Origin of the sequence: Micrococcus flavus, from assembly GCF_014204815.1 — a bacterium.
Lineage (GTDB): Bacteria > Actinomycetota > Actinomycetes > Actinomycetales > Micrococcaceae > Micrococcus > Micrococcus flavus.
The window spans coordinates 1,029,609-1,047,130 of sequence record NZ_JACHMC010000001.1 but is presented as its reverse complement, the minus strand read 5'-3'; the positions used below and the strand labels follow the sequence as shown (position 1 = coordinate 1,047,130).

The window sequence follows — 17,522 nt, the reverse complement described above, 5'->3', positions numbered from 1 at the left end:
CCGGACACGGGAGCGGGTCACATCCCCAGCCGGTTCAGGTGCCGCGGGTCGCGCTGCCAGTCCTTGGCCACCTTCACCCGCAGGTCCAGGTGCACGGGCGTCCCCAGCATCTTCTCGATGCCCTGCCGCGCCTGGGTGCCGATCTGCCGCAGGCGGGAGCCGCCCTTGCCGATGATGATCCCCTTCTGGCTGTCCCGCTCCACATACACGTTGGCGTAGACGTCCAGCAGCGGGCGGTCCTTCGGCCGGCCCTCGCGGGCGTTCATCTCGTCCACCACCACGGCCACGGAGTGCGGCAGCTCGTCCCGGACGTCCTCGAGCGCGGCCTCGCGGATCAGCTCGGCCACCATGATGACCTCGGGCTCGTCCGTGAGCTCGCCGTCCGGGTACAGGGGCGGGCCCTCCGGCAGCAGCTCGGCCAGGACCCTCTCCACGTCCTCGACCTGCCGCCCGGCCACGGCCGACACCGGCACCACGGCGGCGAACCCGCGCCCGCCGTTGTCCGGGCCGAGGACCTCGTCCCCCAGCGCGGTGACGGCCAGCAGCTGCTCGGCCACCTGCGCCGGGTCCGTCTTGTCCGTCTTCGTCACGATCGCCACCACGGGCGTGCGGCGCAGCGCGGCCAGCTGCTGGGCGATGAACCGGTCCCCCGGGCCGATCTTCTCGTCCGCCGGGAGGCAGAAGCCCACCACGTCCACCTCGGACAGCGTCTCCGCCACCAGGGCGTTCAGCCGCTCGCCCAGCAGCGTCCGCGGGCGGTGCAGGCCGGGGGTGTCCACCAGCACCAGCTGGAAGTCCGGCCGGTGCACGATGCCCCGGATGGTGTGCCGCGTGGTCTGCGGCTTGGAGGAGGTGATGGCCACCTTCTCCCCCACCAGGGCGTTGGTCAGCGTGGACTTGCCGGCGTTGGGCCGGCCCACCAGGCACGCGAAGCCGGAGCGGTGCCCCTCGGGGGCGGTGGGGTCGATCAGCGAGGTCATTCGGTCTCCTGGGTCGTGGTGCGCATGCGGGCGGGGCGGTGCTCGGTCTCCACCACGCGGAGGCGGGCCACGCGGTTGCGTCGGGGTTCGAGGGTGTCGGCGCGCAGCACCAGTCCGTGGACGGTCACCTCGGAGCCCTGGATCGGCACGCGACCCAGCTCCTTGGCGAGCAGGCCGCCGACCGTCTCGACGTCGTCGTCCTCGTCCTCCTCCTCGGGGAGCTCGAACTCCTCGCGGAAGTCGCCGATGCCCATGCGGGCGTCCACGGAGAACACGCCGGGCTCGAGCTGCTCCACCTCGGGGCGGTCGGGGCGGTCATCCTCGTCGTAGATCTCGCCGACGATCTCCTCGATCAGGTCCTCGAGCGTGACCAGGCCGGCGGTGCCGCCGTACTCGTCCACCACGATCGCCACGTGCGTGGACTCGCGCTGCAGCTCCTGCAGCAGGGACGCCACGGACTTGGACTCCGGCACGAAGCGCACGTCCCGCATGGCGCCCGTCACCGGGTCCGAGGGCAGGGCCCCGTCCCGGTGCAGGGCGCGCGTGACGTCCTTGAGGTAGAGCATGCCGCGGATGTCGTCCGAGTCCTCGCCGATCACGGGGATGCGGGAGTTGCCCGAGCGCAGGAACAGGTCCATGGACTGACGGAGGGTGTGGTCGGCGTCGATGGTCACCACGTCCGTGCGCGGCACCATCACGGAGCGCACGAGGGTGTCCGTCATGCCGAACACGGACTCGATCAGCTCCGCCTCGGAGTCGGCCAGCACGTCCGCGTCATGGGCGCGGGCCACCACCTCGCGCAGGTGGCGCTCCTGGAAGTCGTCCTCGTCCGCCACCTGGTCCTCGGAGCGGCGGCGGTCCTGGCCGAGGCGGCTGCCCACCGGGCCGAGCGCGCGGCGCAGACCCGAGACCAGGCCCGCGGTGCGGGCGGCGACGGCGGCCTCGTTGCGCGAGCCGATCGGCCGGGGACTCCACACGCCCAGTGCCGCGCCCACCACCACGATCACGACGGCGGACACGCCCAGGGCCGGCCAGACCGAGTCGTTCAGCTCCGGCCAGATCAGGTCCGTGAACCGGTGCACGCCGGCCACGAGGCACATGGCGGCGAAGGCCTCCGTGACGAACCGCCACAGGCGCAGCGCGCCGAGGTGGCTGTCCAGGTCCGCGGTGACGTCCAGCACGCGGGTGTCCGGGCGCTGGCGGGCGATGTCCTCGGCGTCCCGGCGGGGCAGGTACGTGAACGCGGACTCGGCCAGCGCGAGCACCCACGTGCAGATGACGAAGACCAGGAAGAGCGCGATCAGCAGGACGGGGGTCAGCATGGGGTGGGGATCAGTCCTCGATGGTGGGCGCGGGCGCGGGACGGCCCAGCACCTCGGAGACGAGGCGGTCCTGCAGCGCGAACATCTCCGCGCGCTCGTCCGCCTCCATGTGGTGGTAGCCGAGCAGGTGGAGCATGCCGTGGGTGAGCAGCAGCAGCAGTTCGTCGTCCCGGCTGTGGCCGCCGCGGGCGGCCTGGTCCGCGGCCACCTCGGGGCACAGGACGACGTCGCCCAGCACCCCCTCGCTCGGGGCGCCCTCCCGTCCGGGGCCGAGCTCGTCCATGGGCAGGCTCATCACGTCCGTGGGGCCCTCGAGGCCCATCCACTCCACGTGCAGCTCGGCCATGCGCTCGGCGTCCACCACGGTCACCGCCGTCTCGGACAGCTCGTGCACGTGCAGGGACGCGTAGACGTGCCGCGCCATGCGCAGCAGCTCCTGCTCCGGGACCTCGATCCCGGACTCGTTGACGATCTCAACGGCCACGGCCGGCCCCCGGCTTCCCCCGGCGCGGCGCGGGCGCGGCGTCCGGGCGGGCCTGGTCGTAGGCGTCGACGATCGCGCTCACCAGGGAGTGGCGGACCACGTCCGAGGAGTCGAACCGGACCATCTCGAGCCCGTCGATCCCCCCGAGGACCTCCACCGCCTGGGCCAGCCCGGACTGCGTGCCGCGCGGCAGGTCCACCTGGGAGGTGTCCCCCGTGACCACCATGCGGGCGCCGAAGCCCAGGCGGGTGAGGAACATCTTCATCTGCTTGGGCGTGGTGTTCTGCGCCTCGTCCAGGATCACGAACGCGTCGTTGAGCGTGCGCCCGCGCATGTACGCCAGCGGGGCCACCTCGATGGTCCCGGCCTCCATGAGGCGCGGGATGGACTCCGGCTCGATCATGTCGTGCAGCGCGTCGTACAGGGGGCGCAGGTACGGGTCGATCTTCTCGGACAGGCCGCCGGGCAGGAAGCCCAGGCGCTCGCCGGCCTCGACCGCGGGGCGGGTGAGGATGATCCGGTTGACCTCCTTGGCCTGCAGCGCCTGCACGGCCTTGGCCATGGCCAGGTACGTCTTGCCGGTGCCGGCCGGGCCCAGGCCGAACACCACGGTGGACCGGTCGATCGCCTCCACGTAGTCCTGCTGGTGCAGCGTCTTGGCGCGGATCTTGCGGCCCCGGCCGGAGAGGATCGAGTCCAGGTGCAGGGCGCCGGCCCCGCGTCCGGCCGCGCCGCCGCGCACCAGGGTGACCACCTGCTCCATCACCTCGGGGGTGACGGGGGCGTCCCGTCGGGCGAGCGAGCGCAGGTCCTCCACCACGCGGCGGGCCTGGCCCACGGCCTCGGCCGGGCCGCGCAGGCCCAGCGCCTGGTCCCGGACGGAGATGTCGACGGCCGGGAACACGCCGGCGAGGATGCGCAGCAGCGCGTCCTGCGCGCCGAGGGTCCGCACCATGATCTCGGCGGACTCGAAGCTGACGACCTCCTCCGCGGACACGGTGGGGGTGAGGGGGACGGACGGGACGCTCACGATGCGGCGGATCACCTTCGGTGCCGGGGACGGGTGGGGCCGGTCGGCGCACCGCCCGGCCCGCCCAGTCTAGGGCCGGTGCCGCTCCGCACGGGGGCGGTCCCGCGAGCCGCCGCCGGGGTTCACCACCGGCCGAGCCGGTGCTGCAGCACGGCCAGGGCCGCCGGGCCCGCGGTGGAGGCCCGCAGCACGTGCGGGCCCAGCAGGACCGGGCGCGCCCCGGCGTCGACGGCGGCCGCCAGCTCCGCCTCGGACACCCCGCCCTCCGGGCCGACGACGAGCAGCACCTCGGAGGCCCCTGCCAGCTCCGCCTCGGACACCGCGGACAGGCCCTGCTCGGCGGCCTCGTGGAGGACCAGGACGAGGCGGGCGCCGCCGTCGTGAGCGGGGGTGCGGGCGAGCTCCGCGACGCGGGCGCCGGAGACAGCCGCGCGGACCTCCGGGACCCGCCCGCGGCGGGCCTGCTTGGCGGCGGCGCGCACGGTGTCCTCCCACTTGCGGTGGGCGCGATCCGCCTTGGCGCCCTTCCACCGCACGATGGACCGCTCGGCCTCCCACGGCACCACGGCGTCCACGCCGAGCTCCGTGGCGGCCTGGACGGCCATCAGGTCCCGGTCCCCCTTGGACAGGGCCTGGACCAGCACCAGGCGCGGGGCCGGCGCTGGCTCGGGGGTCGACTCCTCGACCCGCACGCGGACCTCGTCCGCGGCGGCGGAGACCACGGTGCCGCGCGCCCGCGCCCCCGCCCCGTCCGCCACGAGGACCGCCTCCCCCGTCTCCAGGCGCATCGACGCGCCCGCATGCCGGGCCTCGGCCCCGGTGAGGACGACCTCGGCCCCGGGCCCGACGCCGTCGAGCGCACCGGGTGCCAGGAGGAACAGCGGCGCGGTCACAGGTTCTTCAGGTTCTCGCGCAGTCGGGCGAACATCCCCTTGGACTGCGGCGGCGCGCCGTGCTCCACCTGCTCCCCGCGCGAGGTGGCGAGGGCCTCGAGCAGCTTGCGCTGCTCCGCGGTGAGGTCGGTGGGGGTGGTCACCACGACGTCCACCTTGAGGTCGCCGCGGCCGGTGCCGCGCAGCCGCCCGACGCCGAGCCCGCGCACGGTCTCCACGTGCCCGGACTGGGTGCCCGGCTCGATCTCCACCTCGTGGGGGCCGTCCAGGGTCTCCAACGTGATCGAGGTGCCGAGGGCGGCGGCCGCCATGGGCACGGTGACGGTGGTGGCCAGATGGTCCCCCTCGCGGCGGAACACCGGGTCCGGGCGCACCTGGACCTCCACGTAGAGGTCGCCGTTGGGGCCGCCGCCGGGGCCGGCCTCGCCGCGGCCGGCCAGGTGGATGCGGGTGCCGTCGTCCACGCCGGCGGGGATGCGCAGGGTGAGCGGGCGCTCGGCGCGCACGCGCCCCTGGCCGGAGCACTCCGTGCACGGGTGCGGCAGGACGGTGCCGAAGCCCTGGCACATGTGGCAGGTCTCCGTGGCCATGACGGTGCCGAGCATGGAGCGCACGGGACGCTGGGTCATGCCCTGGCCGCGGCACGTGGAGCAGGTCTCCGGCTGGGTGCCCGGCTCGCAGCACGTGCCGTGGCAGCGCTCGCACGGCACGGCGGTGTCCAGCTGCAGGGTGGTCTCCCCGCCGAACACGGCGTCCTTGAGCTCGATCCGCGCCGTGACGAGCGCGTCCTGGCCGCGCCGGGCGCGCGGCACCGGTCCGCGTCCGGCGCCGCCCGCGGCGTTCATGAACGTCTCGAAGATGTCCGCGAACCCGCCGAACCCGGCGCCCCCGAAGCCTCCGCCGCCGAACCCGCCGGCGGTGCCGTTCTCGTTGCCCGTGGCGTCGTAGATCCGGCGCTTGTCCTCGTCCGAGAGCACCTCGTACGCGTGGGAGATGCGCTTGAACTCCTCGGCCGCCTCCGGGCCGGGGTTCACGTCCGGGTGGTGGGTGCGGGCGAGCTTGCGGTACGCGCGCCGGATCTCCTCGGCGCTGGCGTCGCGGCCGACGCCGAGGGTCTCGTAGTGATCAGCCATGGGGTGGGGTCCCTTCGGTCGGGTCGGGTCTGGTGGGGGGCGGCGCGGGCCGCGCTCAGGTGGTGAGGATGCGCGAGAGGTAGCGGGCGATCGCCCGGACCGCGGCCATGGTCCCGGGGTAGTCCATGCGGGTGGGGCCGATCACGCCGACCTTGGCCACGGCGCTGGGCCCGTAGGCGGCGGCCACCACCGAGGTGTCCGCCAGGGAGGCGCCGTTCTCCGCGCCGATCCGCACGGACACCCCGTGGGCGTCCTGCTCCATCTCGGTGAGCAGGCGCAGCAGCACCACCTGCTCCTCGAGGGCCTCCAGGATGGGGCCGATCGAGGACCGGAAGTCCTGGGGGCTGCGGGCCAGGTTGGCCGTGCCGGCCAGCACGATCCGGTCCTGCCGGCCCGCCTCGAGCAGGCTCCGCACCGCCGCCACCACGACGTCGGCGCTCGCCCGCCGCGGCGGCGGCACCCGGTCCGCGGCCGCGTCCAGGACGGCCGCCGCCTGGAGGGGGCCGAGGCCGTCGATCAGGGAGAGCAGCAGGGCCCGCAGCACAGCGAGGTCCTCGTCCGCCACGGGCTCGTCGAAGGTGACGAGCCGCTGGTCCACACGGCCGGTGGAGAGGATGAGGACCACCAGTGCGCGCGTGGGGGCGAGCGAGACGAGGTCCAGGTGCCGGACGGTGGAGCCGTCCTCGTGCGGGAACTGGGCCACGGCCACCTGGTGGGTGAGCTGCGCGAGCAGCCGCACGGTGGTCTCCATCATGTGCTCGGTGTCCGCCTCCGAGTCCAGGAGCGTGCGCACGGCGCGGCGCTCGGCGGCGGAGAGCGGCTTGACCTCGGAGATCCGGTTCACGAACACGCGGTAGCCCTTGTCCGTGGGCACGCGGCCGGCCGAGGTGTGCGGGGCCACGATCAGCCCCTCCTCCTCGAGCGCGGCCATCTCGTTGCGCACCGTGGCCGAGGACACGCCCAGGCCGTGCCGCTCCACGAGCGCCTTCGAGCCCACCGGCTCCCGCAGGGAGACGTAGTCCTCCACGATGGCCTGGAGCACCTGCAGGCGGCGCGGCTGGTCGGTCACGGGGGTCTCCTTCCGGGGCTGACGGGCGGACGGGCACGGACGTCCGCTGGCACTCGGCGCGGACAAGTGCCAATGCTAGCGACCGCCCCCGTCCGGCGTCGCGGCGGGCGCGCCCGTTCCGCCCACAGGCGAGCGGACGGGTTCCTGGCGATTGCTAGCGTGTGTCCCCATGGACTGGAGCAGCTGGGGGCCGGGGGCCCACGAGGACCTGACCCGCCCGGCCGGTCGCGCCGCCGTCGAGGCCCAGGCCCGCCCGGGCACCGTGGTGGAGGACGTCACGAGCGGGTTCGTGGGCGCCGTCGTCGCCCTGGAGCGCTCCGGCGGGACGCACGTGGTGGTGCTCGAGGACCGCCGGGGTGTGCGCCGGGGCTTCCCGCTCGGCCCGGGCTTCTGGATCGACGGCGAGCCCGTGGTGCTGGTGCCCCCGCGCGCGTCCGCGCCCGCCGCCCCCGCTCGCACCGCCTCCGGCTCCCGCCGGGTGGCCGGCGCGCGGGCCCGCACGGCCCGCGCCTCCCGGATCTGGGTGGAGGGCGTGCACGACGCCGAGCTCGTGGAGAAGGTCTGGGGCGAGGACCTGCGCCTGGAGGGGATCGTGGTGGAGCCCCTGCACGGCGTGGACGACCTCGCCGGGGCGATCCGTGACTTCTCCCCCGGCCCCGGCCGTCGCCTCGGCATCCTCGTGGACCATCTCGTGGCCGGGTCCAAGGAGGAGCGGATCGCCGCGGAGGCCATGCGCGTGCCCGGCGCCGCCGGCAACGTGCTGATCCTCGGCCACCCGTACGTGGACGTGTGGCAGGTCATCAAGCCGGCCGTGCTCGGCGTCGAGGCGTGGCCCGTGGTGCCGAGGGGCCAGGACTGGAAGACCGGCGTCCTGCGGGGCCTCGGCTGGCCGCACGGCACCAAGGAGGCGACGGGCCTGGGCTGGAAGCGGCTCCTCTCCCACGTCTCCACCTACGCCGACCTCGAGCCGGCGCTGCTGGGACGGGTCGAGGAGTTGATCGACTTCCTCACCGCGCCGGGGTCCTGACCGTCGTCCCCGCTCCGGGTGGCACTCCGGAGCGGGCGGGCGCCGTCGGTACACTGGGCTGGCCCGGACGCCGCGCGCGTCCCCTCACGCACGAGGCGCCGGGGCCGTCCGATCCGACGAGGAGCACCGTGGTCACCACCGACAGCAGCCGCACCCCCGACGCCGCGGCCCCCGCCGCCCCGCCGCGCGGGGCCGGCCCCGAGGCCCCGGCCTGGCTGCGCGACGCCGCCGGACGCCGCGGGCCCCTGACCGCCAAGCAGGACCGGGACCGCGCCGCCCTGGCCCACCTCTCCCTGGCCCTGACGGCCGTGGGTCCCCTCGTGGTCTGGCTGCTCTACCGGGACCGCGGACCGTTCACCGCGCAGGAGTCCAAGGAGGCGCTGAACTTCTCCCTGGCCCCCACCCTCGTGCTGCTGCTGCTGTTCTTCCTCAGCGGCATCCCCCACATCGGGGACCTCCTGGCGATCCTCGGCGGCCTCGTCTGGATCGCCCTGGCGCTCTACGGCGTCATGGGCGCCTCCCACGTGGCCAAGGGCCGCCCCTTCCGGTACCCGTTCAACCTGCGCTTGCTGCGCTGACGCGCCCGGGCGCAGGCCGGCTCAGAACCCGGCCAGGTCCCGCACGATCCGGTCGTTCTGCAGCCGCCCGGCCAGCGTGGGCACCACGGTCCCGGCCAGCGCGGCCGGCCCGTCCACCAGCCCGTCGGCGATCAGCGCCGCCACCCGGGCGCGCAGCGTCTCCGGGTCCATCCCGTCCCGCACCTCGGCCAGGGGCAGGCCCTCCACCGTCCGCGCGGCGAGCATGATGCGCTCGAGGCGGCGCGCGTCGTCGTCGGGGATCTCCCGTCCCACCGCGGGGGTGACGCCCGTGGCCAGGCGCTGCGCGTAGGCGGCCGGGTGCTTGGCGTTCCAGAACCGCACGCCGGCCAGGTGCGAATGGGCGCCGGGGCCGACGCCCCACCAGTCCTGGTCCCGCCAGTACGCCACGTTGTGCCGGGCCCGGTGCACACCGGCGCCCTCCGGGTCGTGCGCCCAGTTGGACACCTCGTACCACCGGAAGCCGGCCGCGGAGAGCAGCTCCTCCGCCAGCAGGTACTCGTCCGCCTGCAGGTCCGGGTCCACGTCCGGCACCTGCCCGCGCGCCACCTGCGCGCCGAACCGGGTGCCCTCCTCCACGATCAGTGAGTACGCGCTCACGTGGTCCGGGGCCATGGCCACCGCCGCCTCCAGCGTGGTGCGCCAGTCCGCCAGGGACTCCCCCGGCGTGCCGTAGATCAGGTCCAGGGACACCTCCAGCCCCGCCGCCCGCGCCGCCGCCACCGCGGCCGGCACGTTCGCCGGGGTGTGCGTGCGCTCCAGCGTGGACAGCACGTGTGGCACGACGGACTGCATCCCCACGGACAGGCGCGTGAACCCGCCCTCGGCCAGCTCCGCCACGTACTCCGGGGTGAGCGTGTCCGGGTTCGCCTCCGTGGTCACCTCCGCGCCCTCGGCCAGGCCGAAGCGCTCGCGGGCCTCCGCCAGGATGCGCACCAGGTGGGAGGCCGGCAGGAGCGTGGGCGTGCCCCCGCCGACGAAGACGGTGTGCAGCGGGCGCGCGGGCACCCCCGAGCGCTCCAGGGCGGCGACGGCGTGGTCCAGCTCCGCCACGGCGGACTCCCAGTAGTCGCCGCGGCCGGCGCCCGGACCGAACGTCTCCGCCGTGTAGGTGTTGAAGTCGCAGTAGCCGCATCGCACGGTGCAGAAGGGCACGTGCACGTAGAGGCTGAACGTGCGGGGCTCCCCCGCCTCCGCCGCGGCGCGCACGCGCGCGGCGACCTCGGGAGGCAACGTGCCGTCGTCGGGCACGGGCTGGCCCAGCGGCAGGACGGCGGGCACTTACTTCTTCGCCGGCTCGGCGCCGTCCGAGGACAGGGCGGCGATGAACGCCTCCTGCGGCACCTCGACGCGGCCCACCATCTTCATGCGCTTCTTGCCCTCCTTCTGCTTCTCGAGCAGCTTGCGCTTGCGGGAGATGTCGCCGCCGTAGCACTTGGAGAGCACGTCCTTGCGGATCGCGCGGATGTTCTCGCGGGCGATGATGCGCGAGCCGATGGCGGCCTGGATCGGCACCTCGTACTGCTGGCGCGGGATGAGCTCCTTGAGCTTGCCCGTCATCATGGTCCCGTAGGAGTAGGCGTTGTCCTTGTGGGTGATGGCCGAGAACGCGTCCACCTGCTCGCCCTGGAGCAGGATGTCCACCTTCACGAGGTCCGCCACCTGGTCCCCGTCCGCCTTCCAATCCAGCGAGGCGTAGCCCTTGGTGCGGGACTTGAGCTGGTCGAAGAAGTCGAACACGATCTCCGCCAGCGGGATCCAGTAGCGGATCTCCACGCGCTCCTCGGACAGGTAGTCCATGCCCTTGAGGTGCCCGCGCTTGGCCTGGCAGAGCTCCATGACCGAGCCGATGTACTCGCTGGGCACGATCACGGTGGCCGAGGCCATCGGCTCCTTGACCTCCAGGATCTTGCCCTCGGGGAACTCGGAGGGGTTGGTCACCGTGACGACCTCCCGGTCCTCCCGCATCACGTCGTACACCACGTTCGGCGCGGTGGAGATGAGGTCCAGGTCGAACTCGCGCTCGAGGCGCTCGCGCACGATCTCCAGGTGCAGCAGGCCCAGGAAGCCCACGCGGAACCCGAAGCCCAGCGCCACGGAGGTCTCCGGCTCGTAGACGAGGGCGGCGTCGTTGAGCTTGAGCTTGTCCAGGGCGTCGCGCAGCACCGGGTAGTCGGAGCCGTCGATCGGGTACAGGCCGGAGAAGACCATGGGCTTGGGGTCCTCGTAGCCGCCGATGTTCTCCGACGCCGGGCGGGCGTTGTTGGTGACGGTGTCGCCCACCTTGGACTGGCGCACGTCCTTCACACCCGTGATCAGGTAGCCGACCTCGCCCACCGCGAGGCCGTTCGTGGGCACCGGCTCCGGCGAGGAGACGCCGATCTCCAGGAGCTCGTGCGTGGCCCCCGTGGACATCATCTTGATCTTCTCCCGCGGGGACAGCTTGCCGTCCACCACGCGCACGTAGGTCACGACGCCGCGGTACGTGTCGTACACGGAGTCGAAGATCATGGCACGGGCGGGGGCGTCCGCGTCCCCCACGGGGGCGGGCAGGCGCTCGACCACGCGGTCCAGCAGCGCCTCGACCCCCTGGCCGGTCTTGCCGGAGACGCGCAGGACGTCGTCGGGCTCGCAGCCGATGAGGTTGGCGATCTCCGCCGCGTACCGCTCCGGGTCCGCCGCCGGCAGATCGATCTTGTTGAGCACCGGGATGATCTCGAGCTCGTTCTCCATGGCCAGGTAGAGGTTGGCCAGGGTCTGCGCCTCGATGCCCTGCGCGGCGTCCACGAGCAGGATGGCGCCCTCGCACGCGGCCAGCGAGCGGGAGACCTCATACGTGAAGTCCACGTGCCCGGGGGTGTCGATCATGTTCAGGGCGTAGTTGACCCCGTCCCGCTCCCACGGCATGCGCACGGCCTGGGACTTGATGGTGATGCCGCGCTCACGCTCGATGTCCATGCGGTCCAGGTACTGCGCCTTCATCTCGCGCGGCTGGACGACGCCGGTGGCCTGCAGCATGCGGTCGGCCAGGGTCGACTTGCCGTGGTCGATGTGGGCGATGATGCAGAAGTTGCGGATCACCGAGGGGTCGGTGGCGGCGGGGACCGGGGGCTGGGACGCCAGGGGCGACACGGGCACATCCTCGTGGTGACTCGGGAGCGGGGGACACTGGCCGCCCATTCTTCCATGCGGGAGCGCGCCGGATAGATTCGGCGCCATGGCCTTCGACTTCCACCGCGCCCTGTCCCTCGGCCGCCGTGCCTACCGCCTGTTCAAGGCGGTCCAGGAGGTGCGCGGCGCCCGCCCCGACTCCCCCGCCCGTCCCGCACCGCCCCGGCGGCACGACGGCGGCGCACCGCTGCCCGACTTCACGGGCCGTGCACGCGTGCAGTACGCGCCGCTGCCCGGCCCGGCCGCCGGTCCCGGCGAGGTCGTGTGGACGTGGGTGCCGTACCAGGAGATGGACGGCCGCGGCAAGGACCGTCCGGTGCTCCTCGTGGGCCGCGAGGGCGAGCACCTCCTGGGCCTCATGCTCACCACGCGGGACCGCAACGACGGCGTGCGCACGGACGCGGACTACGTGGACGTGGGCTCCGGCCCCTGGGACCGCCGCGGTCGCCCCTCCGAGGTCAAGCTGGACCGCGTGCTCCGGGTGGACCCGGCCCGGGTGCGCCGCGAGGGCGGCGTGCTGGACCCTGCCCGGTTCAAGGCGGTGGGCGACGCGCTCGCCCGCGTCCAGGGCTGGGAGCGCTGACCCTGCGCCACGGGCGCGGACCCGCGTGTCCGCCTCCCGGCTCCACGGGCCGCGGATGGTAGGGTTGTACGCATTGTGTCCGCCGGTCGACGGGCACCCCCGGGGCGTTCACACCTGGTGTTCCCCACGCCGCTCAGTCGACGGACCCGGGCACCCTCCACGACCCCCTGTTCATCCGGCGCGCGGACCCCTCCGCGTGCCTGCAGACGAAGGACCCGATTTGGCTAACATCAAGTCCCAGAAGAAGCGCATCCTCACCAACGAGAAGGCGCGCCAGCGCAACGTGGCGGTGAAGTCCGAGCTGAAGACCGCCATCCGCGCCGTCGAGAAGGCCGTGGCCGCCGGCGAGGCCGACGCCGCCGTCGCCGCCCTGCGCACCGCCTCCCGCAAGCTGGACAAGGCCGCCTCCAAGGGCGTCATCCACAAGAACAACGCCGCGAACCGCAAGTCCGGCATCGCCGCGCGCGTGAAGGCCCTCACCGCCTGATCCTCCCGCGCAGGCGACAACGGCCCCCGACCTCACGGTCGGGGGCCGTTGTCGTACCGGTGGCGCCGCCCCTGCGGGCGCGGGCCGGGTCAGCGGCGCACCGCGGCGGCCACGCGGATCACCGCGCGCTCGACCGCGAAGTCCGGGTTGCGCGAGCCGCCCTTGACCTCCGCGTCCGCCTGGGCGATCCACTCGACCGCCTGCGCGATGCCCGCCGGGCTCCAGTGCCGCGCCGTCTGTTGGACGAACCGCACCTGGAACGGCGCGACCCCCAGGAGCGAGGCCAGCTCGTCCTGGCCGGCCCGCGCGTCGATCATCCGCGCCACCTGGCGGGCCTTGAGCGCCAGCGCGGAGGTGACCAGCACGGGGTGCACGCCGGTGGCGAGGGCGTGGCGCACGAGGGAGACGGCCCGCGCCGCATGCCCGTCCAGGGCCGCGTCCGCGACCGCGAAGCTCGTGGCCTCCACCCGACCGCCGTAGTACGTCTCCACCGCCTCCTCGGTGACGGGTCCCTCCACGTCCTCGATCAGCTGTCGGCACGCCGAGGCCAGATCCGTGAGGGAGGACCCCGCGGCCCGCAGGAGGGCGCGTGCGGCGTCCTCGTCGATCCGCTTCCGGGCCTCCCGGAACTCGGCCTGCAGCAGGGCGAGGCGGTCCTCGTCCCGCTTCAGCGCCGGGCACTCCACCACCGTGCCGGCCTTCGCGACGGCGTCGATCAGCTTCTTGCCCCGGTTGCCGCCGGCGTGCCGCATCAGGACGGTGACGTCGTCCGCGCCGGGGCCCGCCTCGACCAGGCGGAGGGCGTCCTCGAGGAAGGCGTCGTTCATCGACTCGAGCCCGTCCACGCGGATGAGGGTGGGCTCGGCGAACAGGGACGGACTCGCGGCCTGAGCGAGCTGGCCGGACTGGTACTCCCCCGCCCGGAACGTGTGGGTCTCCAGGGACCCGTGGTGCTCGTGCAGCGCGGCGAGGACCCGGTCCGTGACCCAGCGGGCCGCGTAGTCCTCGGGGCCCCGCAGCAGCATCAACGGCCCCGGCTGGGCCTGGCGCCAGGCGAGCGGATCGGCGCCGCGGGCACCGCGGGAGGGACGAGAGCTGCGTGCGGCGGACATGGTCTCCATCCTAGGCGGGGCGGCCGGCGGTCCTTCGATGTGGGTGGGCTGTGCCGGAGGCTCTCCGACCCCCGTCTTCGAGGCTGATCTGGGGTGGTGATGTAGTGGTGGTAATCCTAGATGGGTAAGACCTACATCCGCTGTCCGAACACTGTTCGTCAATAATGAACGTTGTTTTCCCGCGCACCGCGCGTCAGGGTGCTCCAGCCGGCGCCCGCACGGTCACCGCACGCACGGACCCGTCCGAGGCGGGCACCAGGGCGAGGGTGCCGTGGAGGTCGGTGCGCGCCACCGGCCCGAGCCGCTCGAGACCGGAGATCGTCACCGGGTGGGGATGGCCGTAGTCGTTGTCCGCGCCCACGGACACCACATGCAGGCGCGCCCCCACCGCCTCGGGGACGTCGAGGCCACCGTTGCGGGCCCCGTGGTGGGCCACCTTGAGCACGTCCACCCGCGGGGGCGGGGAGGCATCGGACCGGCGCCCGGCCGCCCACGCCGCGCTCGACTCCTCCTCCATGTCCCCCGTGACGAGCGTGCGGACCGCTCCCCCGTCCCCCTCCACCGTGACCAGCAGCTGGGCCGAGGCGTCGTTGTGCTCGGCGGCCCGCGGGTCTGCCAGCAGGACCTCCCATCGCACCTCCCAGCCGGTCCGCCCCGCCGCACCCGCCTGTCCCGTGGCCAGCGGCACCGACCCCACCGGCGGCGGCATCCCCGGCTCCTCCCGTCCGGCCCCGCCGCTGCCCGACCACGCCCCGTGGCGCACCTCCGCCGGCGCGAGGCCCCCCGAGAGTCCGGCTGCCCCGGCGACGTGGTCGGCGTGCAGATGCGTCACCAGGAGGGCGTCCACCTGTTCCACGTGCAGGTCCTCCAAACACCGCCGCGCCGCGTCGGGATCCGGGCCGGCATCCACCACCACGGCCGACGCCGGGCCCGAGCGGAACACCGCCATGTCCCCCTGGCCGACGTCGCAGAACGCCAGTGCCCAGCCCTCCGGCGTTGCCCCCGCCGGACGCGGCACCACGACGGCGGCGCCCGTCCCCAGGGCGGCCGTCACCAGCACTCCGGTGAGCACTCCCCCCGCGGGCAGCCGGTCCCGCGCCGGCGGGGCGGAGCGGCCGACCCGGCGGACCGGGGCCCGCGGGGTGCGCTCCAGGACCAGCACGAGCCGGAACCCGGCCAGCGTGGCCACCGTCAGCAGCACGCCCAGGGAGAGGCCGAGGGCTCCCCCGGGCCATGGCCGGACCGCCCCCGGAACGTCGGCGGCCGTCAGGGCCACCGCCCCGATCCAGGCCGCCGGCCACTGGATGACCGCCACCAGCGCCCCGGCCAGCGCCGGAGCGGGCAGCACGACCGCGGCGGCGAGGGTGCCCAGCACCGTCACCGGCGCCACGGCCGGGGCCGCGACGAGGTTCGCCGGGACGGACCATGTGCTGACGGTGCCGGTCATGGCCAGGAGGATCGGCTGGCACGCCAAGTGCGCCGCCACGGTCACGGCGAGGGAGGACGAGAGCCAGCGGGCCGGCACGTCGGGCAGGACGCGGACGAGGTGGCCGTGCAGCCACCCGTCGGCCGGCGCGGCGGCGAGGACGATCCCGGCGGTGGCCGCGAGCGAGAGGTGAAAGGCGACCTCGCCGGCCAGGGAGGGTGCCGCCACGAGCAGGACGGTGGCGCCCGCGCTGAGCAGGGAGAACGCCTGCCGACCCCGCCCCAGGAACACCGCGAGCGCGCCGAGCCCGCCCATGACGGCGGCGCGGAGCACGGAGGGTTCGGGCCCCACGATGACGACGAACACGGCCAGGGAGCCGAGGGCGGCGGCGGTGACGGCGGCGCGGGGCAGGCGGAGGGTGCGCAGGAGCAGGGTGACGGCGCCCATGAGGAGGGCGCAGTTGGCCCCGGAGACGGCGGAGAGGTGGGAGAGGCCGGCGTCCTTCATGGCCTGGTCGAGCTCCGGGGACTGGGCGGTGCGATCCCCGAGGACGAGGCCGGGGATGAGCTGGGGCGCGGTGCCCACGCCGTCGGCGGCGGCATGGCGCAGGGCGGCGCGCAGGGCGTCCCGGCCGGTGGTCGTGGGGGTGTCGGTCCCGGGGTCGGTGGTCCCGCAGGCGCCGGCGGTGGGGGTGGCCTGTGCGGCGACGAACACGGTGCCGTCGCGCGCCTCGGGCACGCCGACCAGGCACAGGCGCGGGGTGCGGGTGGGGGCGGTGCCGGGGCCGGTGAGGACGACGTCGACGGCGGGGGCGAGGGTTCGGGGCGGGTGGCCGAGGCGTTCCACGCGAGCGGGCTGGTGCCAGCGGGGCCCGAAGCGGGCGTCGGAGGCGGTGGGCTCCCCCGTGGGCACGACTTCGAGACGGAGGGCGCGGGCGTCGGCCACCGCCTGGGGCCAGCCCACGTGTTCGGCTCCCGCGCGGTCGAGGGAGACGTGCTGGACGAGAAGGGCGCCGGCGGCCCCGGCCAGGACGCAGGCGGTGAGCAGTCCGCGCCGTCGCCCGTCCGGGTGGGGGCGGCCGAGGGCCAGGCGGAGTCCGGCGGCCGCCGCGAGCGCCAGGCACCCGACCGAGACGACGGCGGAGGCCCCGGACGGCCACGTCGGCGCGGCCTGCCCCAGGAGGAGGCAGGTCAGCAGGGCGGGGACCCATCGGGCGTCGACGGGTGCGGGGGCGCGGGCGGCCATGGGTGCCGTTCACCACGTGACGTGGTCGGCCAGCCGGTCCAGGGTCGCGGGGCCGATCCCGGGGACGGCGTCGAGGTCCTGCAGGCCGGTGTAGGGGCCCACGGACTGACGGTGGTCGATGATCTTCTCCGCGGTGGCGGGGCCGACCCCGGGGAGGGTCTCGAGGGCGGCGGCGTCGGCCGTGTTGAGGTCCACCCGGTCGTCGCCGGGGGCCGCCGCGGCTCCTCCGGTTCCCCCGGCTGTGGAGCTGTCGGTGCTCCCGGGCCCGGCGGCGGCATCGGCGGCCGCACCGGGGCCGGCGGTGTCGGGGGTGAGGTCGGTGTCCGCGTCGGGGACCACCACCTGTTGGCCGTCGGCCACGGGGGCGGCCAGGTTGATCCGGTCGGTGCGTGCGTCTCCGCTCGCTCCGCCGGCGGCGGCGACCGCGTCGGACACCCGGGCGCCGGGGGTCAGCTCGACGACGCCGGGGCGGCGGACCTGACCGACCACGTGGACGCGGAGGACCGCGGGACCGGTGGCCGCACCCGGGCCACCGGCGGGCCCGCTCGGGTCTGCGGCCGCCGGGTCGGAGCCCGCGGCCGAGGCTGCGGTGCCTGCGCTGGCCCCGGCGTCTGCGCCGGCCGCGGCGGAGGGCGCCGCCGGGACACCGGGAACCCCGGGTGATGCTGGGGCCGGCGCGGCCGGCGCCGCCGCGGAGGGTCCCGCCACGGACGGCGGCACGGGCGAGGTCAGCCAGCGCACCGCCCACCAGGCCGCGGCGGCGACCAGGACGAGGAGCAGGGCCGTGCCGGCGGCGCGCCAGCGCAGTAGTGGGGCACGGTCCGGGGGCCGCTCCCAGTCCGGGGAGACCGGACGGAGGTCGGCGGCGGTGACCGGCGGGTCGGCGGGGGCGCCGGGGCGGGACGGGTCGAGGAGGGGGGTGCTCACGGAGCCAGCGTGCGCTCCGGTGCGTCTCCTGCGCCCC

General features: G+C 74.8%; 16 protein-coding genes. 4 read left to right on the top strand and 12 right to left on the bottom strand.

What is annotated here, in order from left to right; genetic code table 11:
• Nucleotides 1-17: 17 nt before the first annotated feature.
• The 7 genes from era to hrcA form a co-directional block, all read right to left on the bottom strand.
• Complete coding sequence (gene era, locus BJ976_RS04850; protein ID WP_135030960.1) at nucleotides 18-980, bottom strand: GTPase Era; 963 nt, start codon at nucleotides 978-980, stop codon at nucleotides 18-20.
• Complete coding sequence (locus BJ976_RS04845) at nucleotides 977-2,302, bottom strand: hemolysin family protein (protein ID WP_135030867.1); 1,326 nt, start codon at nucleotides 2,300-2,302, stop codon at nucleotides 977-979. Before BJ976_RS04845 ends, era begins: the two co-directional genes overlap by 4 nt.
• A 10-nt stretch (nucleotides 2,303-2,312) precedes the next feature.
• The gene (gene ybeY / locus BJ976_RS04840) at nucleotides 2,313-2,786 is read right to left on the bottom strand and encodes an rRNA maturation RNase YbeY (protein ID WP_135030866.1); all 474 of its coding nucleotides are present in this window, start codon (nucleotides 2,784-2,786) and stop codon (nucleotides 2,313-2,315) included.
• Nucleotides 2,776-3,816, bottom strand: a complete 1,041-nt coding sequence (locus BJ976_RS04835; protein ID WP_229667044.1) for a PhoH family protein — start codon at nucleotides 3,814-3,816, stop codon at nucleotides 2,776-2,778. The genes ybeY and BJ976_RS04835 overlap by 11 nt, the downstream gene beginning before the upstream one ends.
• Before the next feature lie 122 nt (nucleotides 3,817-3,938).
• A complete protein-coding gene (locus BJ976_RS04830; RefSeq protein ID WP_135030864.1) occupies nucleotides 3,939-4,709 on the bottom strand; it encodes a 16S rRNA (uracil(1498)-N(3))-methyltransferase in 771 nt (256 codons plus the stop codon).
• Nucleotides 4,706-5,842, bottom strand: a complete 1,137-nt coding sequence (gene dnaJ, locus BJ976_RS04825) for a molecular chaperone DnaJ (RefSeq protein WP_135030863.1) — start codon at nucleotides 5,840-5,842, stop codon at nucleotides 4,706-4,708. Before dnaJ ends, BJ976_RS04830 begins: the two co-directional genes overlap by 4 nt.
• Before the next feature lie 55 nt (nucleotides 5,843-5,897).
• Nucleotides 5,898-6,911, bottom strand: coding sequence for a heat-inducible transcriptional repressor HrcA (hrcA, locus tag BJ976_RS04820; RefSeq protein ID WP_135030862.1), 1,014 nt, complete (start codon nucleotides 6,909-6,911; stop codon nucleotides 5,898-5,900).
• A gap of 169 nt (nucleotides 6,912-7,080) precedes the next feature.
• Between hrcA and BJ976_RS04815 the strand changes: the two genes are divergently transcribed.
• Together BJ976_RS04815 and BJ976_RS12180 are read left to right on the top strand one after the other, a co-directional pair.
• Nucleotides 7,081-7,938 carry a DUF3097 family protein gene (locus BJ976_RS04815; protein WP_135030861.1) on the top strand — a complete coding sequence of 286 codons (858 nt, stop codon included), beginning with the start codon at nucleotides 7,081-7,083 and terminating at the stop codon, nucleotides 7,936-7,938.
• Nucleotides 7,939-8,066: 128 nt separating this feature from the next.
• Nucleotides 8,067-8,516 carry a DUF4870 domain-containing protein gene (locus tag BJ976_RS12180; RefSeq protein WP_135030860.1) on the top strand — a complete coding sequence of 150 codons (450 nt, stop codon included), beginning with the start codon at nucleotides 8,067-8,069 and terminating at the stop codon, nucleotides 8,514-8,516.
• 21 nt (nucleotides 8,517-8,537) lie between these two features.
• Here the strand turns inward: BJ976_RS12180 and hemW are convergent, their stop codons facing one another.
• Complete coding sequence (gene hemW / locus BJ976_RS04805; protein ID WP_135030859.1) at nucleotides 8,538-9,815, bottom strand: radical SAM family heme chaperone HemW; 1,278 nt, start codon at nucleotides 9,813-9,815, stop codon at nucleotides 8,538-8,540.
• Nucleotides 9,816-11,666 (bottom strand): translation elongation factor 4, encoded by a 1,851-nt coding sequence (gene lepA, locus BJ976_RS04800; RefSeq protein WP_135030858.1) that lies wholly within the window; start codon nucleotides 11,664-11,666, stop codon nucleotides 9,816-9,818.
• Nucleotides 11,667-11,751: 85 nt separating this feature from the next.
• On the opposite strand from lepA, the gene BJ976_RS04795 reads away from it, so the two are divergent.
• Nucleotides 11,752-12,288 (top strand): type II toxin-antitoxin system PemK/MazF family toxin, encoded by a 537-nt coding sequence (locus tag BJ976_RS04795; protein WP_135030857.1) that lies wholly within the window; start codon nucleotides 11,752-11,754, stop codon nucleotides 12,286-12,288.
• 220 nt (nucleotides 12,289-12,508) lie between these two features.
• Nucleotides 12,509-12,775, top strand: a complete 267-nt coding sequence (gene rpsT / locus BJ976_RS04790; protein WP_135030856.1) for a 30S ribosomal protein S20 — start codon at nucleotides 12,509-12,511, stop codon at nucleotides 12,773-12,775.
• An 89-nt stretch (nucleotides 12,776-12,864) separates the two neighbouring features.
• Here the strand turns inward: rpsT and holA are convergent, their stop codons facing one another.
• The 3 genes from holA to BJ976_RS04775 all read right to left on the bottom strand — a co-directional run bounded on the left by holA (nucleotide 12,865) and on the right by BJ976_RS04775 (nucleotide 17,485).
• A complete protein-coding gene (holA, locus tag BJ976_RS04785; protein ID WP_135030855.1) occupies nucleotides 12,865-13,887 on the bottom strand; it encodes a DNA polymerase III subunit delta in 1,023 nt (340 codons plus the stop codon).
• 193 nt (nucleotides 13,888-14,080) lie between these two features.
• Nucleotides 14,081-16,558, bottom strand: coding sequence for a ComEC/Rec2 family competence protein (locus BJ976_RS04780; RefSeq protein WP_184231829.1), 2,478 nt, complete (start codon nucleotides 16,556-16,558; stop codon nucleotides 14,081-14,083).
• A 9-nt stretch (nucleotides 16,559-16,567) separates the two neighbouring features.
• The gene (locus BJ976_RS04775) at nucleotides 16,568-17,485 is read right to left on the bottom strand and encodes a ComEA family DNA-binding protein (RefSeq protein WP_135030854.1); all 918 of its coding nucleotides are present in this window, start codon (nucleotides 17,483-17,485) and stop codon (nucleotides 16,568-16,570) included.
• Nucleotides 17,486-17,522 lie beyond the last annotated feature (37 nt).

Coding starts and splice junctions, on each gene's coding strand:
- era (WP_135030960.1), bottom strand. CDS start 980: ATGACCTCGCTGATCGACCCCACCGCCCCCGAGGGGCACCGCTCCGGC.
- BJ976_RS04845 (WP_135030867.1), bottom strand. CDS start 2,302: ATGCTGACCCCCGTCCTGCTGATCGCGCTCTTCCTGGTCTTCGTCATC.
- dnaJ (WP_135030863.1), bottom strand. CDS start 5,842: ATGGCTGATCACTACGAGACCCTCGGCGTCGGCCGCGACGCCAGCGCC.
- BJ976_RS04815 (WP_135030861.1), top strand. CDS start 7,081: ATGGACTGGAGCAGCTGGGGGCCGGGGGCCCACGAGGACCTGACCCGC.
- BJ976_RS04795 (WP_135030857.1), top strand. CDS start 11,752: ATGGCCTTCGACTTCCACCGCGCCCTGTCCCTCGGCCGCCGTGCCTAC.
- holA (WP_135030855.1), bottom strand. CDS start 13,887: ATGTCCGCCGCACGCAGCTCTCGTCCCTCCCGCGGTGCCCGCGGCGCC.
- BJ976_RS04780 (WP_184231829.1), bottom strand. CDS start 16,558: ATGGCCGCCCGCGCCCCCGCACCCGTCGACGCCCGATGGGTCCCCGCC.